Raw genomic sequence first — 22,742 nt, forward strand, 5'->3', positions numbered from 1 at the left:
GACCGGGATGGACGTACCGCTGGTGTACCAGTTGTTCCGCCAGGAGCACCGCTGGGTAGCTATGTACGGAAGGGATAAGCGCTGAAAGCATCTAAGCGTGAAGCCCCCCTCAAGATGAGATTTCCCAATTAGTAAGACCCCTTGAAGACGACGAGGTAGATAGGTTGGGGGTGGAAGTGCAGTAATGCATGGAGCTGACCAATACTAATCGGTCGAGGGCTTATCCTAAAGATAAGGCGCAATGAAGTTTCGGATCCAGTTTTCAGGGTGTAACCTTGAAACAAATGTTAATATTCCCTGATAGCTCAGTTGGTAGAGCACTCGACTGTTAATCGAGTTGTCACAGGTTCGAGTCCTGTTCGGGGAGCCATATGGAGAGGTGTCCGAGTTGGCCGAAGGAGCACGATTGGAAATCGTGTAGGCGCCAAAAGCGTCTCGAGGGTTCGAATCCCTCTCTCTCCGCCAGAATTATTTTATAGTATGGCCCGTTGGTCAAGGGGTTAAGACACCTCCCTTTCACGGAGGTAACAGGGGTTCGAATCCCCTACGGGTCATAAAAAAATAATCACAAAAAGTTGCAATAAAAAGTTTGTTGTGGTATAATATGAAAAGTGTTCCGTTGAGGAGGCTTAGCTCAGCTGGGAGAGCATCTGCCTTACAAGCAGAGGGTCGGGGGTTCGATCCCCTCAGCCTCCACCATTTAAAAAGTAAATACTTATTACTGTCGCGGGGTGGAGCAGTTCGGTAGCTCGTCGGGCTCATAACCCGAAGGTCGCAGGTTCAAATCCTGCCCCCGCAACCAATTTAAATCTATTATGGAACTGTGGTGTAGAGGCCTAACATGCCTGCCTGTCACGCAGGAGATCGCGGGTTCGAATCCCGTCAGTTCCGCCATTAGTAATACATTGCTTGGTAAAGAGTCTTATTGTGAGGCTCGGTAGCTCAGTCGGTAGAGCAGAGGACTGAAAATCCTCGTGTCGGCGGTTCGATTCCGTCCCGAGCCACTTTTAATTGAATAGTTTTTGTGCCGGTGTAGCTCAATTGGTAGAGCAACTGACTTGTAATCAGTAGGTTGGGGGTTCAAGTCCTCTCGCCGGCACCATTTTGGAGGATTAGCGAAGTGGCCAAACGCATCAGACTGTAAATCTGCTCCCTTACGGGTTCGGTGGTTCGAATCCATCATCCTCCACCAGTTTTATAGGGGCATAGTTTAAAGGTAGAACAACGGTCTCCAAAACCGTTGGTGTGGGTTCAATTCCTGCTGCCCCTGCCAATTACTTCTTTTCCTGTGGCGGTCGTGGCGAAGTGGTTAACGCACCGGACTGTGACTCCGGCATTCGTGGGTTCAAGCCCCATCGGCCGCCCTTTCTTATTGGGGATTAGCCAAGCGGTAAGGCAACGGACTTTGACTCCGTCATGCATAGGTTCAAATCCTATATCCCCAGCCATCTTATGCGGACGTGGCTCAGCGGTAGAGCATCGCCTTGCCAAGGCGAGGGTCGCGGGTTCGATTCCCGTCGTCCGCTTAGTTATATTCTGGCGCCATAGCCAAGTGGTAAGGCAAAGCTCTGCAAAAGCTTTATTCCCCAGTTCAAATCTGGGTGGCGCCTCCATAATTAAATATGCCGGCGTGGCGGAATGGCAGACGCGCTCGACTCAAAATCGAGTGGGAAACCGTGGAGGTTCGAGTCCTCTCGCCGGTATTAACTAAAAAAGTTCATTAGAGACATTCTCTAATGAACTTTTTTTATTTGAGCTTTAGTACCCCACTCATTGCTTGAGCTGAAGACACCTTTGAGTTGTATTCCAAATGCGAATAAATATTTGCCGTTGTTGCATAATCGCTGCGGAACCATTCCTGAACTCCTTTCATGCTTACTCCTAATACATCTACATAAATATACTCCAGGTATTCAAGACAATAAGAATTGTCAGAAGATAAGCGATAGGATTCCTGTTATTCCTTCATACGAATCAGAAGCTCATAGAACGTGTCTCACCAATGGCAGTATATGGCGACTGGCTTTATTATTGGTTCGGTCCTTTTCATCATCTCTTGCCATTGAAGCAAAAAGTCTGCGAACAGCCTTTAGCTATTACCGGATGGAGTAGCCGCTTTTACTCTTGCAGCATATCTTCGTTTTCAACCGCGAGTGCTTGTCCTTCCATATGATAATTCTTCCTGGCTTCCTGAAGCAAGATTTCGGCTCTTTTCTTGGTTCCTTTTATCTTAAGCCCCGTAGGGATCCATTTTGGTTATCGTTTACCATTCTCATCTTTACAGTTAGGCGGATGTCCCGTTGCGCTTTCTCCTCTTCCAACAACTCCAGAGGGTGAACCCGCTCCTTTTTCAAATACCAGTTGAGCTTCGGAATGGATTTGCTACAAAAGTGGTAGCTAATCCGCCGATGGATTGCTTTAGCGCCCAGAAGGTGCATTTGATTTTGAACTGGGCGGATAAAGTTCGATGATCTAGGTCATCTCCAGTGTCAGATCGGTGCTGGCTAGAATGGAGCATCGCCTGTTCGGATTCACCAGCAAAAACCACAGTTTTTGGTATACTCTTTGGCCTCATAACATATCCAGACACAGGTAACTGACTGATTATTCATTGCTATACATGCTCACGATAGCGTACTCAAACGCGGCGATACGGCTTTAAAACAGCTCGGCCAAGCACCACCTTTGTCCTCTTTTACGATAGCGCCCCCGGTCTTTGGCAGGTGTACCATGACGTTCATAGGCAACGGTATTGGACTTCTTGGCTTCGGTTACCAGATCCATCCGGGTGCTGCCGAATTGGTTCCATTGTTCAACCCCCGCAAAGCAGGATTGATCAGAGGTATTCAAAACCATTTCCAGAACGTGCCCTAGTCAAAACACAGCCTGAGGCCGATGACAATGACAACAAATCCATGGTGAAAAGTGCCTCCAAAATTGTATCACATTTAACACAATTGATATTGATAATCAATATCAATTGTGTTAATATAACTTTGTTTACTAGTGAACAAAAATAATCTAATGGTGACACTAAACTTGGTCTGCAACTACTACAAAAGAGGGGAGATTGGGAAATTGGAGTTTCAAAATCATTTTAAAGGTCATCTTTACGAGCAATATATTAAAATGCTACATCTGAATGAGCTGTATACTGAACAAGAAATTAACTCGTTTCGGCAACAGGCCAGAAAGTACCAGATTGACATGCTCTCCAACAATATTACTAGTGTACACGTTATTGATTGCATTGGTGATTATGAACCGATAAATCATACCAGGATTGTGGAGAAGATGGGGTTGTCCAAAGCTAGTATTACTAAAATTAGTGCAAAGCTGCTGGAAATGGGCTTCATTATGAAAAGTCAACTGAACAGCAATCGTAAGGAGATTTACTTTAGTTTAACGGATAAGGGAAGACACGTTTATCATTTGCATAAAGAACTGCACAAAGAAAAAGAAGAAAGGTTTTACCAATTCATTGAATCCTATTCAGAGGTTGAGCTGCAGACTATTGGAAAATTTATGAGTGATTTGGTGGCGCGTGCCGAAGAATACTCCGAAGGGAAGTTTATGATAAATGACGACATTAAGGATTGAGGAATTAAGATCCAAGATTGAAGGGAAAGAAATTTTAAAAGGGCTCACACTGGAGATTCATGGCGGAGAGATTCATGCGATTATGGGGCCTAATGGGACGGGGAAAAGTACATTGGCTTCAGCTTTAATGGGCCATCCCAAATATGAGGTTACTGGCGGTAAGGTGACATTGGACAATGAAGACCTTCTGGAGATGGAGGTGGATGAGCGTGCCCAGGCAGGCTTGTTCCTCGCTATGCAATACCCAAGTGAAATTGCTGGCGTGACCAACTCGGATTTTCTCAGAAGTGCCATCAATGCACGGCGTGAAGAAGGCGATGAGATATCCTTAATCCGTTTTATCCGTGAAATGGAGAGCAAAATGAAGGGGCTGGAGATGAACCCGGAATTTGTGCATCGTTATTTGAATGAGGGATTCTCTGGCGGTGAAAAAAAGCGGAATGAGATTTTGCAAATGATGCTACTTGAACCCAAGTTTGTGATCCTGGATGAAGTGGACTCAGGGCTTGATATTGATGCACTGCGTATTGTGGCCAATGGCGTAAATGAGATGCGCAGCCCGGATAGAGGCTTTTTAATCATCACCCATTATCAACGACTGTTGAATTATATTACCCCGGATTTTGTGCATGTCATGATGCAAGGCCAGATAGTTAAATCTGGCGGTCCGGAGCTTGCCCACCGTTTGGAGGCTGAAGGGTACGATTGGGTGAAGGAGGAACTTGGGATTACGGATGAGACGGTAAGGGAAGCTTAAAAGCCGGAGAGGAGGAACAGCACGTGGATATACAAGCTAGAGTTTCAATGAATGTGGACGATTTACGCGCATGGTCAAGTGCTAAGGATGAACCTCGTTGGCTGATTGAACGCCGCGTTCATGCACTCGAACTGGCAGGGACGCTGGAGTTGCCTAAAGTGGAGAAAATCAATCTTGAAAAATGGGATATCTACGAAAGTGGAGATTACAAAGCTGAGAATGCGTGGTCTAGTTTGGAGGAAGCGCCGGAGGTTGTTCGAGGTTTGGTTACTTCTCCGGTGAAAGGCGGACTAATCGTTCAGTTCAACTCGGATGTAGTGTATACGAAATTGTCCGAGAGCTTAGCCGCCCAGGGAGTCATTTTAACGGATCTGCATACTGCGGCAAAAGAGCATGAGGAGCTGGTTCAACGTTATCTCTTTCAGGCAGTAAAGCCAGAAGAACATCGTTTATCTGCTGCACACAGTGCCTTATGGAGTGGTGGCGTTTTTCTATATGTCCCAGACGGTGTAGAGGTTGAAGCACCTATTCAAGCGATCTTTCTTAACGATACAAGCGGTGTGTGTTTTGCTCCTCACGTCTTAATTGTGGCAGGGAGCAACAGCAAGATCACTTATGTGGATAATTGTGTATCGAGTGGTGATGATGTCAAGGTATTGCATAACGGTGTGACGGAGGTCTTCGCGGGGGCGGGCTCAAAGGTGCAAGTAGCTTCGGTTCATCAGCTTGCTGCAACTACAACAGATTTCACCCAGCGACGGGCGGTCGTTCTTGCTGATGGGGGTGTGGAATGGATTATCGGTGAGATGAACAATGGTTATACCGCCAGCGATACCAAGACTTTGCTACAAGGCAACGGGGTGGTCTCCGACAATAAGGTAATTGCTATTGGCACGGGTAATCAAAAATCGAGCTATACAACTCAAGCTCAGCATTTTGGCAGAAGCTCGGTAAGCCAGATGATTACGCGTGCAGTCATGCTTGAAGAAGCTACGGCCATTATCAATGGCATTACAAAGATTGAAAAAGGTGCAACCCATTGTGATGGTCAGCAAACAGAACGCGTGCTTATGCTAAGTCCTAAAGCTCGCGGCGATGCCAATCCGATCCTGCTGATAGATGAGGATGATGTAACCGCGGGTCATGCTGCATCCGTGGGGCAAGTAAATGCAGAGCAAATCTATTATCTGATGTCGCGCGGGATATCAAGGAGTGAAGCCGAACATCTTGTTATTTTCGGATTTCTCGCTCCTGTCATTTCGGAGATCCCGCTGGAAGGTGTTCGTAGTCGCCTAAAAGATTTAGTGGAAAGCAAGCTCGGCAGATCATAGCAAATCAAAATGATTCTTGAAAGGTTAAAAAGGAGTGATACTAATGGCTAAAAAAGCACCAGATATGGGCGAATATAAATATGGGTTTCGCGACAAGCACCAGTCTATTTTTCAATCTGGAAAAGGTCTGACGGAAGAGATTGTCCGGGAAATTTCCCGGATCAAGGAAGAGCCGGAGTGGATGCTCAATTTTCGGTTGAAAGCTTTGAATCAATTCTACAAAATGCCGATGCCTGAATGGGGAGCGGATTTGACCGGGCTAAATCTTGATGACATCCAGTATTACGTTCGCCCTTCTGAAAAACAGGGAAAGACCTGGGAGGAGGTTCCTTCCGAGATCAAAGCAACCTTTGACAAGCTGGGAATCCCTGAAGCGGAGCAAAAGTTCCTGGCGGGCGTATCCGCTCAATATGAGTCGGAAGTAGTTTATCACAGCATGCGGAAAGAACTGGAGGATCAGGGCGTTATTTTCCTTGATACGGATACTGCATTAAAGCAATACCCCGAAGTGTTTAAGCAACATTTTGGGACGATCATCCCTCCCGCAGACAATAAATTTGCGGCGCTTAATAGTGCGGTTTGGTCAGGCGGTAGCTTTGTATACATTCCGAAGGGTGTTCATTGCGAGGTTCCTATACAAGGTTATTTCCGTATTAATTCTGAAAATATGGGTCAATTCGAGCGGACATTAATTATTGCCGAAGAGGGCAGCTTTGTCCATTATGTTGAAGGATGTACAGCACCTATTTATAGTACCAGTTCTTTGCATAGTGGAGTTATTGAAATTATTTGCCGGAAAGATTCCCGTGTCCGTTACACGACCATTCAGAATTGGGCTCCTAATATCTACAACTTGGTAACCCAAAGGGCTGTGGTAGAAGAAAATGCCACAATGGAATGGGTGGACGGCAACATCGGCTCCAAGGTAACAATGAAGTATCCGGCAGTATTATTGAAAGGACGGGGAGCCAAGGGGTCCATCCTGTCTATTGCCGTAGCCGGTAAAGATCAGCATCAAGATGCTGGCGCGAAGGTAATTCACCTTGCTCCCGAGACAACATCTACGATTATATCCAAATCCATCAGCAAGCAGGGCGGAAAAGTAAACTACCGAGGGTTGTCCAGCTTCAGCCGCGATTCCGCAGGGTCTAAGTCCAATATTAAGTGCGATACGTTGATATTGGATAACATGTCAACATCAGATACGATTCCATACAATGAAATTAAAAACGATCAGATTACTTTGGAGCACGAGGCAACAGTATCCAAAGTGTCTGAGGAACAATTGTTTTACTTAATGAGCCGCGGGCTTACAGAACAAGATGCTACACAAATGATTGTAATGGGCTTTATTGAACCGTTTACCAAAGAATTGCCAATGGAATATGCCGTTGAAATGAATCGGTTGATTCAATTTGAGATGGAAGGAAGCATCGGTTGATTCATTAATTTAATAGATCAAACCTTTATCATTCTTTAAAGAGGTGCTAGTAATGAAGAAAAATAAATCGGACGATTCAGAACTAGCTCAAATTACCCGAGAGATACGAAAACTTCAATTCTGCCTCCATATGCTGTCAGGATTGAGCGCAAGTTGTGGTGTGATGATACCTTTAGACTCTATTCATACGCTTATAAGGGAACTTTCGGATCAAGAGGTTACTCTTAGGCAAAAAGCAAAGGATTACTCAGACGATCTAGGATGAAAAAAGGTCTGAATGACGGTTGGTAAAACAATGGGAGGAGTTGACATAATGGATGAAAATGGAGTTTTATTCGATGAAGTATCGGAAGTTCTTCTCAAACTACGTCCTTTCTTACTGCGTGACGGTGGAGATGCTGAACTGGTCGAAGTTGAGAACGGTATAGCAAAATTAAGATTTTTGGGAGCATGCAATGGTTGCCCAAGTGCTACGATTACGTTAAAGGTTGCTATTGAGCGCGCAATTCTTGAGGAAATTGATGATATTAAAGAAGTTGTACAAGTATTCTAAAATTCCTCGATACTGAGCAACTGAGTTAGTCCTGTCGCAGACCATAGCTACGGAAGTTGATCCCGCTGCTCAATACCAAAGTACATCGACAGATTACCTTGCGGGTAGAAATCGACGAACAGCGCTTTTTTCCCTTCGTCAAACAAGGTATTATCAAGATTTAATTCGATATCGAGTGGGAAACCGTGGAGGTTCAGTCCTCTCGCCGGTATACACAAAAGGGTGATAAAATGCTTAAAGGCATTTTATCACCCTTTTTATTAATTGCATTCTCAATTTCGGCTACATAATTAATCGGGTGTCAGATGAATGAAGATAAGAACTTCACATAGTTTCTTTTCTAAATAGTATATTTGACTGTGACTTTGAGGTTGTAGTAGGATAATGGTACTGAAAAAACATTTATAGTTTATTAAGTGTAAAAGAAATGAGGAATGCATATGCAAGAAAGAATTTTGGAAGCTTTCGTAGAGGAAGTTCATGAGAATGGATTGAAATTTACTATGGATGATCTTGCGAAAAGACTTGCCATCAGTAAGCGTACGTTGTATGAAAATTTTTCGTCTAAGACTCTTATTTTAGAGACACTTATTGAGCGTACAAATGATGATATGATTCAAAAGACGGAGCAAATTATCCAAAACAATGAATTATCTTTGTTAGAAAAGATTAAGCAGTCGATTAGGGTTATGCCGCTGTATTATAAGTTTTATGATTTAAGAATTTTGGACCAGATGAAAAAGTATTATCCTGAGCAATGGAAAAGAGTACATGCTGATTTAAATGATTGGTCTCCGATCAGAACATTAATTCAGGAAGGTATTCGAGAAGGAATTATTGTGAATAAAAATGAGGCTCTAATCATGAAGCTAATTATTGATTCAGTGAATTTAACGCTTGATCAGCGTTTCTTTCTGGATAACAGTGTGACGGTAGAGGAAGCAACTTATTCCATTGTAGATATATTGTTATTTGGGTTAGTCGAAAAACAAAAATAGCCTAATAATATGTGTGTATTAAAAGAGGCTATTTTTTTATATGAAAACTAATAAAACAATTAAAGTTTTTTTGTTTTTGAAGCTAGGATACTGAAATTAACTACTGATAAATAAAAGGGGTTCTGAAAAGGAAGGGTGGAAATATGTCTATACTAACAAGAAATCGGGGAGCAATGCTGTTATTGATGCTTAACATTTTTTTAGCATTCATGGGGATTGGATTAGTCGTTCCTGTTTTACCTAAATTTATAAGTGAGCTAGGGATGAACGGTTCTTCAATGGGACTAATGGTTGCAGCCTTTGCGCTGACACAGCTTTTATTATCACCTTTGTCAGGAAAGTTGTCTGACCGTTATGGACGTAAAAAGTTGATTGTTTCTGGGATGTTTATTTTCATGCTGTCAGAGCTTGTTTTTGGATTGGCGAGTTCTGTTCCTACCTTGTTTGTTGCACGAATCATGGGCGGGGTAGGGGCAGCGTTGCTTACACCTTCTATAATGGCCTATGTCGCTGATGTGACCTCGTTTGAGGAAAGAGGCAAGGGTATGGGAATGATCAATGCAGCGATTAACACAGGCTTCATAATCGGGCCAGGGATTGGCGGTTTGCTTGCAGCCTATGGAATACGTATTCCCTTCTTTGCGGCGGCAGGTGCTGCAGGAATAGCGGCTATTTTGTCTCTGTTCGTGCTGCCTGAGTCTTTGAGCAAGGAAAAACAACAGTACAATAGAGAGCTTCCGCGTGAAAAAGAAAACCTTTTACAGCAATTTGCCAAGTCCTATCAATCTCCGTATTTCATGGGCTTGCTCATTGTATTTGTCGTTGCTTTTGGATTGGCGAATTTTGAAACGGTATTTGGACTGTTTGTTGACCATAAATATGGTTTTACACCGATGGATATTGCCATCATTATAACGACAGGGTCTATTTTGGGGGCAGTTGTTCAAGCAACTATATTTGGTTGGATCATTAACCGTTTTGGTGAGAAAAAAGTAATTCACCTTTGCTTGGCTATTGGAGGACTGTTTATTTTCCTAACTTTATTTGCCGAGCAGTACGTGATGATTATGCTGACGACTTTTATCATTTTTCTGGCTATGGATATCCTTCGCCCAGCAGTAAGCACTTCTCTATCGCGGCAGGCTGGGGATGAGCAAGGGTTTGTAGCGGGTATGAACTCGTCCTATACCAGCTTGGGGAATGTAATTGGACCGTTAGTTGCAGGACTGCTGTTTGATGTTCATATTAATTTGCCTTATATGGTGGCAGCGGTAGCCTTATTTGCTTGTCTCGTCCTTTCACTACGCTCTAAGCATGCAGGAAAGCGACACTCAACAACCCTTGCAGCAGAGCAGCGTAGAAGTGGTTAGCCGCAGGTCTATATTCACCCCCGACTTAGGTCTAGGTTCAAAAACCGTCTGGGGTCCGTTTTGTCAAACGTTAGGTCAGCGTACAATAAGGACATAAGCAAGACACAGTGAAAGGCGGTGAGAGATGATGAGAGTTAACAAAGGGAATGGGTTAGCCATTGTACTGATCGTGTTGGGTTCGATTATGCTGCTCGGTAAGTTTACTCCGTTTTTCGGTCACTTTGTAGGACATCTGATTGGTTACTTAATTCCGATAGCGATGATTATGCTGGGGTACTACGGTGTGAAAAGAGGTAATGCGCTCTTCGGTTGGATCGTGCTTGTGCTCGGGGTACTGATTTTACTGGGCAAGCTGTCCTGGCTTATTGGACCACTGCTGGCAATCGGATTAATCATATTTGGTGTATCCATGCTGAGTGACCGTAGAAGACGCTACTGAATGTGACAGTTTGAGGATGAAGAAAAATGTACGAAAGCAAAGAGCAAGAAATGATGAAAATACGAACTTGTGAAAGGAGTAGACGCCAATGAGTGTTTTTCGAAGAATGCGTGATATTACGGTAGCAACCTTCAATGAGCATTTGGAACAAAGTCAAGATCCGGTACAACTCATTGACCAGTTTCTATATAATACCCGTCAGGAAATCGCCGAAGCGGAAAAGCTTCATCAGCAGTATGCAGTGCATACAAGACAAATGAAGCAGCAGTTGGATCATGCATTGTCCATGCAGGCCAAACGGGAGGAACAAGCGCTTCTGGCTTTGAAAGCAGATGAGGAACACGTCGCAAAGCTAGCCCTTCAGGAAAAAATGCTGTATGCAGAAAAAGAAGAGCAGTATAGAGAACTGTGGGAGCAGAGCCGTGAATCATTACGTGAATTGGAGCAACAGCTGGATACATTAAAGACAGAATACCAAACGGTACACAGTAAGCGTCAGTATTACGCTGCACGTGTACAAACGTTGAGACTCCAGCAGCAAATGAACGAACGGGCAGGTACATACGGTGGACGAAATGTTCCCCGAATGTTCAACCGCTTGGAAGACCGGGTAGCCGATATGGAAGCAGAAACGATGAGTCTGCGTGAATTGCGTCGGGGTGAGGAGTATACAAGGGATGCTCACAGCGGTGGATCGCTGCTCGAACAAGAGTGGGCGAGATTGAAAAGCAAGCTGAACAACAGCGGGAAGGAGTAAGTAAATTATGACCCGAATTTACCGATCAAGCCGGGATAGAGTATTAACTGGAGTATGTGGCGGTCTTTCTGACGCAACAGGAATGGACTCAACTTGGATACGTATTCTGGTTGTGATCAGTTTCTTTATTACAGCAGGCACCACATTTATGATTTATGTGATTGCAGCGTTGGTTATTTCCAAGGAACCAAGATCTCCTTACGATGGAGGATTCGGTCCAGATAGCGGTCCCTATACCCAGCAAGATCCGCGCTATTATGGCGGTAGTAATACTAGAACACAGTACGGACAAGGAACTGGTTACAATCAAGGCGGAGCATACGGCAACTCGAACCCGTTTGGTCAGGATGCCCGCTATTCATCCAAATTTAATGCAGGACACAACAGTGATCTGGATTCCATGATGGAAGATATCGAGAAAAAAGCAATGAAAAAGGAACTGGAAGAGTTACGTAAAAAAGTAGAGCAATTCGAGAAGGGAGAACGTAAATAATGGGAATCTTTAAAAGAATGAAGGATATGACAAGAGCATCGGTGAATGAAATGTTGGATAAAGTTGAAGATCCGATTATCATGTTAAATCAGTACTTGCGTGATATGGAGGCAGAAATTCACGAGGCTGAGGTAACAGTCGCCAAGCAAATGGCAAATGAGCGTCGTATGAAACAGCGCTTGGAGGAGGCTGTACGTGTATCCAATGAGCGCGAAAAGCAGGCCGAATCTGCATTGCGAAATGGCCAGGAAGAAGTAGCCCGCAAGCTGCTGGGCGAGAAGATTTATTTTGTGCAAAAGCAGGATGAATACCGTGACTTGCACACTCAAGCTGAGCTTCAAGCGAAAGAACTGGTACAGCAGCTTCATGGAATGAAGGATGAATTCTACAAAATGCGCAATAAGCGTAATGAGCTGGTATCCCGTGCTCAAATGGCAAAAGCCAAAAAGCAAATGTCGCAAATCAATAGCTTGCACACGATTGAAAGCGGGTCTGCTTCGCTGGGCTTCCACCGCATGGAGGAAAAAATCATGCAAATGGAGGCGGAAGCTGACGTACTGCGTGCCCCTTATCGTCAAGCACCGGGAGAGGCATATGTTAATCCCGCAGAAGCTGAAAAACAATTTAAAGTGGATGAGCAGCTTCAACAATTGAAGTCCAAAATTCAGACAGGTGCTAAACCTGTAGATATGAAGAAGGACTAACTACTCGGAACCCAAACATTATGATATGCTGTATAGATGGACACTGACCAATAACAGTGCTCAATCTGTATGGTTCGGGAAGCCATATGGCGATAAATTGCGCCACTATGGCTTTTCCTTCCTGTATAAACAAAAAAGGGGGTGCAGCATGGAGAGAAGAAAATCAGCCTTGGCACTGGCAGGGATTGGCATCGGGATTATCGTTTTATTCGGTCAGTGGATTGGGTTCCTCTCCGTGTTTGCACTGGTCCTAATGTTGGCGGGAATATATAAGATTCGCAATTCCAAAATCAAAAAGGGCTATACGATGCTTGCCATCGGTGCTGGTCTACTGGTGCTGGATCATTTGTTCTTGTTTGTGGTGATCACATTGGCTTCGCTGGCTGTGTTCTATTCACGTTCCAGAAAGCTGCATAAAGGTCAAAGCTCCATATTCAAACACAATTTCATTTCCAATCACAAATGGGATGAAGTGCCGTGGAGCTTGCGCAGCACAAGCATATGGCATGTGGTTGGGGATGTGGATGCTGACCTGACGCTGGCTCTTCCAGAGGAACGTGAGCCCGTCATATTTTTACAGGGGATCTTCGGTGACATTGACATCACGCTGCCGGATAATTACGGTGTAGAGGTGGAGATGTTCGTATTGTTCGGGCAGATTCAGTTCGACCGGGACCATGAGGCAGGGATGCTCAATCGACTGGTGTGGAAGTCTCCTCATTTTGAGCAGAGTGAATATAAAGTGAAGTTTGTCGTTTCGTACCTGGCGGGCGATGTCCGCATTCGATTTTATTGAATCAGGAGGAACCGGGATGAATCATAAAAAAACGTCCAACATGGTAACCCGCAGTATGGGTGAAGGTATCCTCCTGTGTGTTGTTGTGGGCGTAGTTGTCTTTTATATGCTGTATACATATGGATATGTGAAGTCGTTCCCAACCTGGGGAATGATACTGAAAGTAGCAGGAGCCGTTATACTGGTATTGATTGGTACAGGCGCAATGTACGGATTTTATGAAAGCTATCGCTTTAAAAGCAGACTGGAAATGTTAAGAGAGACATTGCTGATGTGGGAAAAGGGCACCCCTGCACGTGAGTTGCCCCCCCTAGGGCATGATGAGCTTGGCAGGCTGGGAGAGCAGTTGGAAAGAATCGGGCGTAAATGGCAGGAACAAGTTACGTCTTTACAACGCTTATCTACAGATAATGCTCAGCTGGCAGAACAGGCACGAATGACTGCGATCGTAGAGGAACGGCAGCGGCTGGCCAGAGAGTTGCATGATGCAGTATCGCAGCAATTGTTTGCTATTTCAATGACAGCGACGGCTGTGGGCAGGACGCTGGACAAGGATTTTGATAAAGCGCAGCGTCAAGTTGCATTAATTGAAGAAATGTCTTCCGTGGCACAATCTGAAATGCGGGCGTTACTCCTTCATCTACGGCCTGTCTATCTGGAAGGGAAACGGCTTGAGCAGGGTTTGCGTGATTTGGTACAGGAATTACAGGCAAAAGTACCAATGGAGATTGATTTTGAGATGGAAAGCGGAGTACAGTTGGTTAAAGGCATTGAGAATCACTTATTTCGCATTGTTCAGGAAGCGATGTCTAATACATTGCGCCATGCCAAAGCAACTCGTATGGAAATTCGTATCGTGCAGCGCCCGGATTCCATTAGGCTGACGATTCGGGATAATGGTATTGGTTTTGAAATGGATGAGAAAAAGCAGACATCATATGGATTATCCACCATGCAGGAGCGGGTCAGTGAAATTGGGGGAGCTATTCAGTATATAACGGCTCCGGGAAAAGGGACACGGATCGAGGTGTCTGTGCCAGTTATTTATGATGAAAGCGGAAGGAACGATGATCATGGAAACGGAATTACCGATTAGCGTACTGCTGGTAGACGACCATGAAATGGTGCGGATCGGGCTTGCGGCAGTGCTGGGGACAGAAGAAGGGATTGAAGTGGTCGGCGAGGCTGGAAGCGGAGAAGAAGGCATACGGTTAGCATCAGAATACAAGCCAAATGTGATTTTAATGGATTTGGTCATGGATGGCATGGATGGTATTGAAACGACACGCCAAGTGACACGCCTGCTTCCAGAGACAAAGGTGATTGTACTGACGAGTTATTTGGATGATGAGAAAATGTACCCGGTCATTGAGGCAGGTGCATTCAGTTATTTGCTCAAAACGTCTCGTGCTTCCGAGATTGCGGATGCGATCCGTGCAGCTGCACGCGGACAGTCCGTACTCGAGTCACAGGTGGCCTCTAAGATGATGAATCGATTCCGCCAGCCACAGGCTGAAGCGCCCGCGCATACAGAGCTAACAGATCGTGAGATGGAGGTTCTTCGCTTGTTGGCACAAGGGAAGTCTAACCAGGATATCGCAGATGAACTGATTATCGGGATTAAGACGGTAAAATTCCATGTCACGAACCTTCTCGCCAAATTAGGAGTGGAGGACCGCACACAGGCGGCAATCTATGCCTATAAGAACGGCTTAGCAGAGTAGATTATAAAACGACGAACACAAAAGAACCGGAGACGATGAATGGTCCTCCGGTTCTTTTGTGTTCTGAAATACGGCGTTTAGATAAGGAGGAATAGAAAGGCGATTAAAGCCAGATCTAATGCAAGCCCTGTCCCGTATCCATATCTGCCGCGATAGCCTGCTCTGCCATTTGCATAATTTCCATTTCCGTTTGAGCCAAATTCGCCTACGTTATAAGGAAAGTATGGATTTAGAAGTTCGTCGGGCGGTCTATTAAAGGCATTTAGCTTGGCAGAAGGGCGAGCTTTGTTTTTGGAATTCCTTTTTTTCTTTTTAGAGGAGATTTTTTTAGCTTTTTGTTTTCCTTTGTTACTGTAGCTTCCGGCATAGAGACTACCAGGAAAGGAGGATGGATATCCGTTCAACATCAGCTTGCCTTTGCTACACCCGCTTAAGATGCCGATGTGTCGTGTACCATCACGCATGACGGCACAAACCATCCGTCCGCCATGAGGTGCCACACTGGCTTCATTTACTGGATAAATGGGAAACATGATTTCACCTCTTTTGGTGTAAGATGCGTTGTGATTATAGTCTATTCTTATAGTGCCTACGGTGTATGGTCGAACACCCAGTAGGCGAATGAATATTTCTGAACGGTTGTGCTGACTTCCTCTGCGTATAAAACCTCTGGCAACGGGCATGCTATTGATAGATTCATAGATTTCAATCGAGCCGAAAAAAGAAGCATTCTATCGTGGATATGCGGAGAACGTATGGTTATGGAGGGGAAGGAACGTCCATGTTAAAAGCAGAGATGATTAAAAAGGGAGTTATTGCGATTTTGGTATTAGGAACGGTGTTGGTACTGGCTGGCTGGCGTTACGGAACTCTTCAGACCAACGGAACTGATTCCCGCGAGGCAGAAACGGCTTTACGCTCGTTGTTATTCCTATCGGATCAAACCCCGGGTACACTGGATAAGCTAGTTGTAAAATGGCAAGGCGATTGGATTCCTAATCATGAAGATCCGGCAGATATAGCGGCACAGATAGCTGATCAACTGAATATACCCACAGCAAGTAAACTCGTGGAAAATGGACATACACTTTATCGTTCTGTTCGTGATCGTGAGGATTTGAAAATTCGTTTAAATGTGATGGAACGTCAAACTGGACAATGGTATGTAGTCGTTCAGCTGGAAAGCAGTGATACAGGACGTGAGCAATTGATTCAGCTTCATAAGCTTTGTGCTGAGCAATTAAATTCTATAGGGGTGCAAGCGCAGTGGAACACCTCCGTTCAGCGTTCGCTGCAAGCAAAGGAAAGCGTGGATCAACTGATGAAACGGACAGAAGCGAGCTTAGCAGGGACCATCTCTATGCAGGCTAAAGAAAGATACACAGATGTAAACACAGTAGCCGTATCTTATGAAGCTCCAGACCTGCCATTAATGGTTCAAAGCGGTGAGCATCAAGTCCAGATGCAGATGGCTGTACATGAAAATAAGGAGCAGCAGGATAAACGTATAACACTCGGTTTTCCGCTTATCACGATTGAATACTGACTTATAAGGTAAATTTATGATTCATCGGATAGCTTATCCATGTAGAATATGTTAAAATGTCATCAAATCTTTAGTTCCATGTTTTTCGAAAATCAAGTATGATCTTGTATAAATATACACAATACTACATGCGGATTTCGAGGATTGTGGATTGCGGAATCTTGACATGGGAAGAATGAGGTACTTCATGGCTGACATACCTGTTAAAGAATCTCTTGTGACACAAGGTGCAGTTCTGTTTATTTTTGGTGCTACGGGTGATTTGGCTCGCCGCAAGTTATTTCCTGCTATCTACAGCTTGTACCGCGAAGGCAAGCTTGCTGAAGATTTTGCTGTTATTGGTGTAGCAAGACGTCCTCGCACAGAAGCAGAATTCCGTAATGACCTGTACGCTTCCATACAGGAGTTTAGTCGCTATAAAGCAGAAAATGATCAAGAATGGCAGGCATTTGCCGAGCATTTTGAATATAAATCGCTGGATATCAACAATGTCGATGGGTTTCATGAGCTGAGACAGCAGACGGAGGCTATAGAAGGTAAGTTTAACATACCGGGAAATCGGTTGTTTTATTTGGCCTTGGCTCCTGAATTATTCGGAAGTGTGTCGAAGAGCTTGAAAGAGGGCGGCATGTTGGAAGGCAAGGGCTGGAATCGTCTGGTTATAGAGAAGCCTTTCGGCTACAACCTCGAATCTGCACAAGAACTGAACATTGAAATTCGTGAAGTATTTGCCGAAGAAGAAATTTATCGGATTGATCACTATCTTGGTAAGGAAATGGTACAAAATATCGAGGTGATCCGCTTCGCTAACGCCTTTTTTGAACCACTATGGAATAACAAGCATATTGCCAATGTGCAAATTACGCTGAGTGAAACGGTAGGGGTAGAGGAACGCGGAGGTTATTATGATCATTCCGGTGCCTTGCGTGATATGGGACAGAACCATATGCTGCAAATGCTTACGATGATCGCGATGGAGCCACCTAGTCGTTTGTTGCCAGAGGATATCCGCGATGAAAAGGTAAAAGTGCTGCGTTCACTACGACCTTTTGGATCATCTGAGGATGTGAAGACCAACGTGGTACGTGGTCAATATACTGAGGGCAGTTATCGCGGTCAGCAGTTGCCAGGGTATCGTCAAGAAGACAAGGTTGATCCACAATCGAATACAGAGACTTATTTTGCTTCACGCGTGTTTGTTGATAACTTCCGTTGGGCTGGCGTACCGTTCTACATTCGTACGGGCAAACGCCTCCCTGTAAAAACTACGGAGATCGTTGTGGAATTTAAGAGCATGCCGACCAATGTATATCTCGGTCAAAAGCATAAGCTCGAACCCAACTTGCTCGTCATTCGGGTTAATCCAATGGAGGGCATATACATTAAAATCAATGCCAAGAAGCCTGGTTCGGAGTCAGATATTGAGCCGCTGGCGATGGATTTTTGCCAAAGCTGTATGGTGGGGATCAACTCACCGGAAGCTTATGAACGGTTGCTGATGGATGCGATCGAGGGTGATTCGACGTACTTCACGCGCTGGGATGAGGTGGCTACAGCGTGGGGATTCGTTGATCGAATCGCCAAAGCATGGCAGCAAACCCCGGATACACTGGAAACCTATGCTGCAGGCTCATGGGGACCTGATGGTGCTCACAAGCTGTTGGAGCAGGATGGCTACAAGTGGTGGCCGGTTAGCGGTCAGGATGAAGATAATGTCATCTGGCGAGTAGGCGGCACTCAGTAATCCCGATTTGTCCAGCATCCCCCTATGTCCTGTTCAGGATGTAAGGGGATGCTTTGCGTTCGGAGTATGCTATAATAGCTTAGTCTCAGGTTTTCAGTTTGCAACTGATTATACGTTAAAGGCAGGCTAAAACATGTAAATAGATCGTATTTATCATGAATATGGTGACGGAGTATGCCGAATACTGGAACTAACGGCAATGAGCCGATGAACTTATGAAAATAGGCGTGCAACATGGCCTTTTTATAATAGCTTGAGCAGAAATGCAATGGATTTGATCATGAAGGGATATGTGAAATGAGTAAAACAACAGATATACTTCAACAGGAAGTCGACAAACGGCGTACGTTTGCGATTATTTCTCACCCGGATGCGGGTAAAACGACACTGACGGAAAAGTTGCTGCTGTTCGGGGGCGCTATTCGTCTTGCAGGTACAGTCAAAGCTCGTAAAGCTAGCAAGCATGCGACGAGTGACTGGATGGAGATTGAAAAACAGCGGGGGATTTCGGTAACATCCTCAGTAATGCAATTTGATTATAATGGGCATCGCGTTAATATTCTGGATACCCCAGGTCACCAGGATTTCAGTGAAGATACGTACCGCACACTGACAGCTGCAGATAGTGCGGTCATGCTGATTGACGTAGCAAAAGGTGTGGAAGCGCAAACGATCAAGCTGTTCCAGGTTTGTGCGAAGCGCGGAATACCGATATTTACCTTCATTAATAAGCTGGACCGTGAGGGACGCAGTCCCTTTGATCTGATGGAAGAGCTGGAACAGGTTCTTGGTATCCGTTCGGTGCCGATGAACTGGCCGATTGGTACTGGGCGTGATCTGTGCGGTGTTTATGATCGTGTCAAAAATCAGGTTGAGTTGTTTCAGGGAGATGACCATTCCACGATCAAAGTACAAAAAGTGGAAGGTTACAATGATCCGATTATTCGCGAGATGGCGGGCGAATATTTGCACGACCAATTATGCCAGGATTTAGAGTTGCTTGATGTCGCAGGTGACCCTTTTGATATGGAAAAAGTACAGCGTGGAGAATTGACGCCTATATTCTTTGGCAGTGCGATTAACAATTTTGGCGTGCAAACATTTTTGGAAAACTTCCTCCAGCTTGCGCCTAAGCCAGAACCGCGCCGCAGTACAGTTGGGGAAATTCAGCCAACGAACGAGAAGTTTACTGGCTATGTATTTAAAATTCAGGCCAATATGAACCCGGCTCACCGTGACCGTATTGCATTTTTGCGTATCGTGTCTGGTAAGTTCCAACGCGGGATGAGTGTTAAACATGTTCGAATGGGTAAAGAGATTAAGCTGTCCCAACCACAGCAGTTCTTGGCACAGGACCGTGATATTGTCGAAGAAGCATTCCCTGGGGATATTATAGGCTTGTTTGACCCAGGTATTTTCCGCATTGGCGATTCACTGAGTCAAGGTGGCGAGGTTGTATTTGATGAACTGCCAACCTTTTCACCTGAGATTTTTGCTAAGGTTACTGTAAAGAATGCTTTAAAGCACAAGCAGTATCTGAAAGGTATCGACCAGTTGACTGAAGAAGGTATGATTCAGGTGTTCCGTACGGTAAGCTTCGATGATACGCTTCTAGGCGTAGTCGGCCAACTGCAATTTGAAGTATTTGAATACCGCATGAAGGGTGAATATGGGGTAGATGTACAGCTTCAGCGTATGCCGTTCCAATTTGCTCGCTGGATTGTGGATGAGCAGATTGATCCGAGCAAGTTCCGTATCAACTCTACGCTTGTGAAAGATAAGAAAGGCAATTATGTCGCCTTGTTCGAAAATGAGTATGCCATGCGTACGGCTATAGAAAAAAATCCGACCGCTAAGTTTTTGGAAATGGCTCCATAAAATTTTATATGCAGAGCAGTCTGATCTCAGTCATTTGATATATACCACGAATAGTCCACTCGACATGAATGCGAGTGGACTATTCTCATTTTCGAATACGGGTAAAAATAATGAGCACAATTAAAGCATAACAGGAAGTTGAGTAGCTAGAGCTAGGTTAAGGGCACGGGTTTGATTTTATCGATTTGTTCATGTGCCAAATGGACGAAGTCATGCTGCTGGTTTGGACTCATATGCTTCCATGCGATTTCAAGAATGACACCCAATCCAGGCAAAGCGGCTTCCGGTCCATCCACTGACCCAATAATCATATCCGTAAGATCAGCCTCTGATTTGCCGTGAACTTTGTGAACAATCGCTTGTCGTAAATCCATTGTAATGGGCATGTGTACCTCCCGTATGTTGTAATAGTGATCGAATGTATTATGGCTTGGGCTGTGGTCCAGTATTCATGGAGAAGCATTTGGAATAAGGATGCCAAAATTTATGTTTGTAGCATGATATGCTATACTATGACGGACAGTATGGTGAGCGGGAGGTAAAGAAGGAATGGCGAAAAAACAGTATGCGGTCATTGGCATGGGGCGCTTTGGCTCCAGTGTTGCCAGCGCGCTGAGTGAGATGGGTTTTGATGTGTTGGCTATCGACTCGGACGAGCAGCGTACACAGGAAATGTCGAATATTGTGACGCATGCGGTGTCTGCCGATTCGACGGATGAGGAAGCACTGCGAGCACTGGGTATCCGCAATTTTGACGTAATTGTAGTCGCAATTGGTGAAGATATACAAGCCAGCATTCTAACAACATTGATTCTCAAGGACATGGGTGTGCCCGCTCTTGTGGTCAAAGCACAAAATGAACTACACGGGAAAGTGCTGCAAAAAATAGGTGCGGATAAAGTGGTTTATCCTGAACGGGATATGGGACTGCGGGTAGCCCATCATCTAACATCTCCCAATATTCTGGACTATATCGAGCTGTCCAAGGACTACAGTATTTTGGAGATGCGAGCCGCTGATTCCATGATCGGCAAAAATCTGAAGGAGCTAGACATACGTGCACGCTTCGGCTGCAATGTAATGGCGATTCGCAGAAACCAGGAGATGAACATTTCACCTTATGCTGAGGATCGTCTTGAAGCGGGTGATGTGCTGGTCATTGTGGGTCACAAGGACGATCTAACCAAGCTGGAGCTGGCTTTTGCAGCTTAGAGAGATTTGATGTTCAAGTACAAGTGATGCATCATTTATTTTTAAAGAAACGGACCATAGAACGGAAGGTTAAACGAATGGAAATCATTTCACCGAATAATGCGCGTGTAAAAGAATGGTCGCAATTGCTGGAGAAAAAGCATCGTACACGGCAGCATAAATATATTGTTGAGGGTATTCATCTAGTGCAGGAAGCGTTGCGTTCGAACGCGGCAGTAGAAAGCGTCGCCTATGATTTGGACAAGGGGATTCCTGCCGAGCTGAATGGTCTGGATTCAGCCGACCAGCCGGTGGAATGGATTCCCGTGTCGACGGCGGTCATTGCCAAATGCACCGATACCAAGACGCCGCAGTCTGTCTTTGCTATCGTGCGTAAGCAGGAGCAGAGCGCATTCGTAGCATTACTTGAGCAGCCAGATGCGCTGGTGATGGTGTTGGACGGGGTACAGGACCCCGGCAATGTAGGCACCATTATCCGCAGCGCGGACGCTGCTGGAGCCGCAGGCGTTATATTGGGTCATGGCTGCGCCGACCTGTACAACCCCAAAACGATCCGTTCCACGATGGGATCGTTATTTCATCTGCCGGTCATCGAAGGCAGTCTGGAGGAGCTTTTGCCGCAGGCCAAAAGTAAAGGGGCCCGCTTGCTCAGCACCTCGCTGGATGCAAGCTTGTCATGCTATGCCGTGGATTTGCGTGTATCCACCTGGCTCGTGATTGGCAACGAGGGCCAAGGTATTTCTGCTGCTACCGCTAGTATGGTGGATGAATCAGTATTCATTCCAATGCAGGGACAAGCAGAGTCACTGAATGCAGCCATGGCCTCTACGGTGTTATTATTCGAGGCGATGAGACAGCGAAGCTAAGAGAATGAACACGGATTTGTCTGGGTTATAACATCAATGAATACTAAAATGAGTCGGGTCATAGAACCCGACTCATTTTTTTAGAGAATGTTATATCTGTCATGATCTTAATCACTTTTAAGGGTAGGTCTTCATTTGGACATAATACATATATTACTGTTGAGCTGTTTTCTATATACCTTACAACAAAGTAAGGTTTTTGTAAGCTTTGACTGTTGTTTGTGATGTATAGGCTAGTTAGTATGTTTAATAGCTAGGCAAGGAAAGATGTGAGCATATGAAGTATTCAAAGAACAAAATAAAAAAGGTAATCAAATCAAAAAAAGACTTCGATGAGACGTTAAAAAAATATAAAGGGATCATTATTACAGTAACGGTTATCGTTATGATGATTATAACGTTAACTGCTCTGGTGCTTGGCACAATGCATATTATTCGAGACTCAATCTATATCACAATTGAATCTTCCTAATTACAATTAAAGAAAATGGATTGTTGTTATTGCTTGGACGATTAAATCAAGGCATTATATA

The 22,742-nt window shown here is 44.8% G+C and carries 22 protein-coding genes, 15 tRNA genes, 1 rRNA gene and 1 pseudogene; 35 read left to right on the plus strand and 4 right to left on the minus strand.

Annotation, left to right across the window (positions count from 1 at the left end; genetic code table 11):
• The 16 genes from MMB75_RS16855 to MMB75_RS16930 all read left to right on the plus strand — a co-directional run.
• Positions 1-228 (plus strand): 23S ribosomal RNA (locus MMB75_RS16855); the annotation flags it as partial.
• 66 nt (positions 229-294) lie between these two features.
• Positions 295-370: transfer RNA gene (locus MMB75_RS16860), tRNA-Asn, on the plus strand.
• Positions 371-373: 3 nt separating this feature from the next.
• Positions 374-465 (plus strand) — tRNA-Ser (locus MMB75_RS16865).
• A 17-nt stretch (positions 466-482) separates the two neighbouring features.
• Positions 483-554: transfer RNA gene (locus tag MMB75_RS16870), tRNA-Glu, on the plus strand.
• Between the two features lie 69 nt (positions 555-623).
• Positions 624-699: transfer RNA gene (locus tag MMB75_RS16875), tRNA-Val, on the plus strand.
• Between the two features lie 26 nt (positions 700-725).
• Positions 726-802 (plus strand) — tRNA-Met (locus MMB75_RS16880).
• A gap of 15 nt (positions 803-817) precedes the next feature.
• A tRNA-Asp gene (locus tag MMB75_RS16885) sits at positions 818-894 on the plus strand.
• Positions 895-931: 37 nt separating this feature from the next.
• Positions 932-1,004: transfer RNA gene (locus MMB75_RS16890), tRNA-Phe, on the plus strand.
• Positions 1,005-1,026: 22 nt separating this feature from the next.
• Positions 1,027-1,102: transfer RNA gene (locus tag MMB75_RS16895), tRNA-Thr, on the plus strand.
• A 4-nt stretch (positions 1,103-1,106) separates the two neighbouring features.
• Positions 1,107-1,192: transfer RNA gene (locus MMB75_RS16900), tRNA-Tyr, on the plus strand.
• 7 nt (positions 1,193-1,199) lie between these two features.
• Positions 1,200-1,273 (plus strand) — tRNA-Trp (locus MMB75_RS16905).
• Positions 1,274-1,291: 18 nt separating this feature from the next.
• A tRNA-His gene (locus MMB75_RS16910) sits at positions 1,292-1,364 on the plus strand.
• A 9-nt stretch (positions 1,365-1,373) separates the two neighbouring features.
• Positions 1,374-1,448, plus strand: a tRNA-Gln gene (locus MMB75_RS16915).
• Positions 1,449-1,454: 6 nt separating this feature from the next.
• Positions 1,455-1,526, plus strand: a tRNA-Gly gene (locus MMB75_RS16920).
• 12 nt (positions 1,527-1,538) lie between these two features.
• Positions 1,539-1,613: transfer RNA gene (locus MMB75_RS16925), tRNA-Cys, on the plus strand.
• An 11-nt stretch (positions 1,614-1,624) separates the two neighbouring features.
• Positions 1,625-1,703: transfer RNA gene (locus tag MMB75_RS16930), tRNA-Leu, on the plus strand.
• Positions 1,704-1,747: 44 nt separating this feature from the next.
• Here MMB75_RS16930 and MMB75_RS16935 read toward each other — a convergent pair.
• Positions 1,748-1,873: a hypothetical protein gene (locus MMB75_RS16935; protein WP_263560797.1), complete on the minus strand. Its 126-nt coding sequence runs from the start codon at positions 1,871-1,873 to the stop codon at positions 1,748-1,750.
• A 785-nt stretch (positions 1,874-2,658) separates the two neighbouring features.
• A complete protein-coding gene (locus tag MMB75_RS16940; protein WP_045244929.1) occupies positions 2,659-2,856 on the minus strand; it encodes a hypothetical protein in 198 nt (65 codons plus the stop codon).
• Between the two features lie 222 nt (positions 2,857-3,078).
• Here MMB75_RS16940 and MMB75_RS16945 point away from each other — a divergent pair, with 222 nt between their 5' ends.
• The 14 genes from MMB75_RS16945 to MMB75_RS17010 all read left to right on the plus strand — a co-directional run bounded on the left by MMB75_RS16945 (position 3,079) and on the right by MMB75_RS17010 (position 14,963).
• Positions 3,079-3,600, plus strand: coding sequence for a MarR family transcriptional regulator (locus MMB75_RS16945; RefSeq protein WP_045244928.1), 522 nt, complete (start codon positions 3,079-3,081; stop codon positions 3,598-3,600).
• Positions 3,581-4,357, plus strand: coding sequence for a Fe-S cluster assembly ATPase SufC (gene sufC, locus MMB75_RS16950; protein WP_045244927.1), 777 nt, complete (start codon positions 3,581-3,583; stop codon positions 4,355-4,357). The genes MMB75_RS16945 and sufC overlap by 20 nt, the downstream gene beginning before the upstream one ends.
• A 23-nt stretch (positions 4,358-4,380) precedes the next feature.
• Positions 4,381-5,688 (plus strand): Fe-S cluster assembly protein SufD, encoded by a 1,308-nt coding sequence (gene sufD / locus MMB75_RS16955; RefSeq protein ID WP_025365815.1) that lies wholly within the window; start codon positions 4,381-4,383, stop codon positions 5,686-5,688.
• Positions 5,689-5,731: 43 nt separating this feature from the next.
• Entirely contained in the window at positions 5,732-7,129 is a 1,398-nt protein-coding gene (sufB, locus tag MMB75_RS16960) for a Fe-S cluster assembly protein SufB (protein WP_025365814.1), read from the plus strand.
• Positions 7,130-7,442: 313 nt separating this feature from the next.
• Positions 7,443-7,682 carry a NifU family protein gene (locus MMB75_RS16965; RefSeq protein WP_013373004.1) on the plus strand — a complete coding sequence of 80 codons (240 nt, stop codon included), beginning with the start codon at positions 7,443-7,445 and terminating at the stop codon, positions 7,680-7,682.
• A 440-nt stretch (positions 7,683-8,122) separates the two neighbouring features.
• Complete coding sequence (locus MMB75_RS16970; RefSeq protein ID WP_016819928.1) at positions 8,123-8,680, plus strand: TetR/AcrR family transcriptional regulator; 558 nt, start codon at positions 8,123-8,125, stop codon at positions 8,678-8,680.
• A gap of 143 nt (positions 8,681-8,823) precedes the next feature.
• Entirely contained in the window at positions 8,824-10,050 is a 1,227-nt protein-coding gene (locus MMB75_RS16975) for an MFS transporter (protein ID WP_016819929.1), read from the plus strand.
• A gap of 127 nt (positions 10,051-10,177) precedes the next feature.
• Positions 10,178-10,489, plus strand: coding sequence for a LiaF transmembrane domain-containing protein (locus tag MMB75_RS16980; protein WP_017428655.1), 312 nt, complete (start codon positions 10,178-10,180; stop codon positions 10,487-10,489).
• Positions 10,490-10,577: 88 nt separating this feature from the next.
• Entirely contained in the window at positions 10,578-11,246 is a 669-nt protein-coding gene (locus tag MMB75_RS16985) for a PspA/IM30 family protein (protein ID WP_019688580.1), read from the plus strand.
• 7 nt (positions 11,247-11,253) lie between these two features.
• Positions 11,254-11,739, plus strand: a complete 486-nt coding sequence (locus tag MMB75_RS16990) for a PspC domain-containing protein (protein ID WP_016819932.1) — start codon at positions 11,254-11,256, stop codon at positions 11,737-11,739.
• Positions 11,739-12,443: a PspA/IM30 family protein gene (locus MMB75_RS16995; protein WP_016819933.1), complete on the plus strand. Its 705-nt coding sequence runs from the start codon at positions 11,739-11,741 to the stop codon at positions 12,441-12,443. Before MMB75_RS16990 ends, MMB75_RS16995 begins: the two co-directional genes overlap by 1 nt.
• A gap of 148 nt (positions 12,444-12,591) precedes the next feature.
• On the plus strand, positions 12,592-13,239 hold the full coding sequence (gene liaF, locus MMB75_RS17000) for a cell wall-active antibiotics response protein LiaF (RefSeq protein ID WP_257126283.1): 648 nt from the start codon (positions 12,592-12,594) through the stop codon (positions 13,237-13,239).
• A 16-nt stretch (positions 13,240-13,255) separates the two neighbouring features.
• A complete protein-coding gene (locus tag MMB75_RS17005; RefSeq protein WP_013372996.1) occupies positions 13,256-14,335 on the plus strand; it encodes a sensor histidine kinase in 1,080 nt (359 codons plus the stop codon).
• The gene (locus MMB75_RS17010) at positions 14,313-14,963 is read left to right on the plus strand and encodes a response regulator (RefSeq protein WP_013372995.1); all 651 of its coding nucleotides are present in this window, start codon (positions 14,313-14,315) and stop codon (positions 14,961-14,963) included. Before MMB75_RS17005 ends, MMB75_RS17010 begins: the two co-directional genes overlap by 23 nt.
• 77 nt (positions 14,964-15,040) lie before the next feature.
• Here MMB75_RS17010 and MMB75_RS17015 read toward each other — a convergent pair whose 3' ends face one another.
• On the minus strand, positions 15,041-15,496 hold the full coding sequence (locus MMB75_RS17015) for a hypothetical protein (RefSeq protein WP_257126282.1): 456 nt from the start codon (positions 15,494-15,496) through the stop codon (positions 15,041-15,043).
• 248 nt (positions 15,497-15,744) lie between these two features.
• On the opposite strand from MMB75_RS17015, the gene MMB75_RS17020 reads away from it, so the two are divergent.
• The 3 genes from MMB75_RS17020 to MMB75_RS17030 all read left to right on the plus strand — a co-directional run bounded on the left by MMB75_RS17020 (position 15,745) and on the right by MMB75_RS17030 (position 20,131).
• Positions 15,745-16,509 (plus strand): YwmB family TATA-box binding protein, encoded by a 765-nt coding sequence (locus MMB75_RS17020; protein ID WP_346842756.1) that lies wholly within the window; start codon positions 15,745-15,747, stop codon positions 16,507-16,509.
• A gap of 187 nt (positions 16,510-16,696) precedes the next feature.
• Positions 16,697-18,253 carry a glucose-6-phosphate dehydrogenase gene (gene zwf / locus MMB75_RS17025; RefSeq protein WP_016819937.1) on the plus strand — a complete coding sequence of 519 codons (1,557 nt, stop codon included), beginning with the start codon at positions 16,697-16,699 and terminating at the stop codon, positions 18,251-18,253.
• Between the two features lie 297 nt (positions 18,254-18,550).
• Positions 18,551-20,131 (plus strand): peptide chain release factor 3, encoded by a 1,581-nt coding sequence (locus MMB75_RS17030; protein WP_016819938.1) that lies wholly within the window; start codon positions 18,551-18,553, stop codon positions 20,129-20,131.
• Positions 20,132-20,283: 152 nt separating this feature from the next.
• On the opposite strand, the gene MMB75_RS17035 is transcribed toward MMB75_RS17030, so the two are convergent.
• Positions 20,284-20,517 carry a small acid-soluble spore protein SspI gene (locus MMB75_RS17035; protein WP_016819939.1) on the minus strand — a complete coding sequence of 78 codons (234 nt, stop codon included), beginning with the start codon at positions 20,515-20,517 and terminating at the stop codon, positions 20,284-20,286.
• Positions 20,518-20,674: 157 nt separating this feature from the next.
• Between MMB75_RS17035 and MMB75_RS17040 the strand changes: the two are divergent.
• Both MMB75_RS17040 and MMB75_RS17045 read left to right on the plus strand, forming a co-directional pair.
• Positions 20,675-21,343: pseudogene (locus MMB75_RS17040) on the plus strand (potassium channel family protein); the annotation flags it as partial.
• 77 nt (positions 21,344-21,420) lie between these two features.
• Positions 21,421-22,209: a TrmH family RNA methyltransferase gene (locus tag MMB75_RS17045; RefSeq protein WP_016819941.1), complete on the plus strand. Its 789-nt coding sequence runs from the start codon at positions 21,421-21,423 to the stop codon at positions 22,207-22,209.
• Positions 22,210-22,742 lie beyond the last annotated feature (533 nt).

Origin of the sequence: Paenibacillus sp. P2(2022), from assembly GCF_029522175.1 — a bacterium.
Lineage (GTDB): Bacteria > Bacillota > Bacilli > Paenibacillales > Paenibacillaceae > Paenibacillus > Paenibacillus polymyxa.

What these genes read in the sequence shown, in the direction of transcription:
- MMB75_RS16990 (WP_016819932.1), top strand. Translation starts at nt 11,254, where the DNA reads ATGACCCGAATTTACCGATCAAGCCGGGATAGAGTATTAACTGGAGTA.
- zwf (WP_016819937.1), top strand. Translation starts at nt 16,697, where the DNA reads ATGGCTGACATACCTGTTAAAGAATCTCTTGTGACACAAGGTGCAGTT.
- MMB75_RS17045 (WP_016819941.1), top strand. Translation starts at nt 21,421, where the DNA reads ATGGAAATCATTTCACCGAATAATGCGCGTGTAAAAGAATGGTCGCAA.
- MMB75_RS16940 (WP_045244929.1), bottom strand. Translation starts at nt 2,856, where the DNA reads ATGGTTTTGAATACCTCTGATCAATCCTGCTTTGCGGGGGTTGAACAA.
- MMB75_RS17035 (WP_016819939.1), bottom strand. Translation starts at nt 20,517, where the DNA reads ATGCCCATTACAATGGATTTACGACAAGCGATTGTTCACAAAGTTCAC.
- sufB (WP_025365814.1), top strand. Translation starts at nt 5,732, where the DNA reads ATGGCTAAAAAAGCACCAGATATGGGCGAATATAAATATGGGTTTCGC.
- liaF (WP_257126283.1), top strand. Translation starts at nt 12,592, where the DNA reads ATGGAGAGAAGAAAATCAGCCTTGGCACTGGCAGGGATTGGCATCGGG.
- MMB75_RS16935 (WP_263560797.1), bottom strand. Translation starts at nt 1,873, where the DNA reads ATGAAAGGAGTTCAGGAATGGTTCCGCAGCGATTATGCAACAACGGCA.
- MMB75_RS17005 (WP_013372996.1), top strand. Translation starts at nt 13,256, where the DNA reads ATGAATCATAAAAAAACGTCCAACATGGTAACCCGCAGTATGGGTGAA.
- MMB75_RS17020 (WP_346842756.1), top strand. Translation starts at nt 15,745, where the DNA reads ATGTTAAAAGCAGAGATGATTAAAAAGGGAGTTATTGCGATTTTGGTA.
- MMB75_RS17015 (WP_257126282.1), bottom strand. Translation starts at nt 15,496, where the DNA reads ATGTTTCCCATTTATCCAGTAAATGAAGCCAGTGTGGCACCTCATGGC.
- MMB75_RS16995 (WP_016819933.1), top strand. Translation starts at nt 11,739, where the DNA reads ATGGGAATCTTTAAAAGAATGAAGGATATGACAAGAGCATCGGTGAAT.
- MMB75_RS16970 (WP_016819928.1), top strand. Translation starts at nt 8,123, where the DNA reads ATGCAAGAAAGAATTTTGGAAGCTTTCGTAGAGGAAGTTCATGAGAAT.
- MMB75_RS17010 (WP_013372995.1), top strand. Translation starts at nt 14,313, where the DNA reads ATGGAAACGGAATTACCGATTAGCGTACTGCTGGTAGACGACCATGAA.
- MMB75_RS17030 (WP_016819938.1), top strand. Translation starts at nt 18,551, where the DNA reads ATGAGTAAAACAACAGATATACTTCAACAGGAAGTCGACAAACGGCGT.
- sufC (WP_045244927.1), top strand. Translation starts at nt 3,581, where the DNA reads ATGACGACATTAAGGATTGAGGAATTAAGATCCAAGATTGAAGGGAAA.
- MMB75_RS16965 (WP_013373004.1), top strand. Translation starts at nt 7,443, where the DNA reads ATGGATGAAAATGGAGTTTTATTCGATGAAGTATCGGAAGTTCTTCTC.
- MMB75_RS16975 (WP_016819929.1), top strand. Translation starts at nt 8,824, where the DNA reads ATGTCTATACTAACAAGAAATCGGGGAGCAATGCTGTTATTGATGCTT.
- MMB75_RS16980 (WP_017428655.1), top strand. Translation starts at nt 10,178, where the DNA reads ATGAGAGTTAACAAAGGGAATGGGTTAGCCATTGTACTGATCGTGTTG.
- MMB75_RS16985 (WP_019688580.1), top strand. Translation starts at nt 10,578, where the DNA reads ATGAGTGTTTTTCGAAGAATGCGTGATATTACGGTAGCAACCTTCAAT.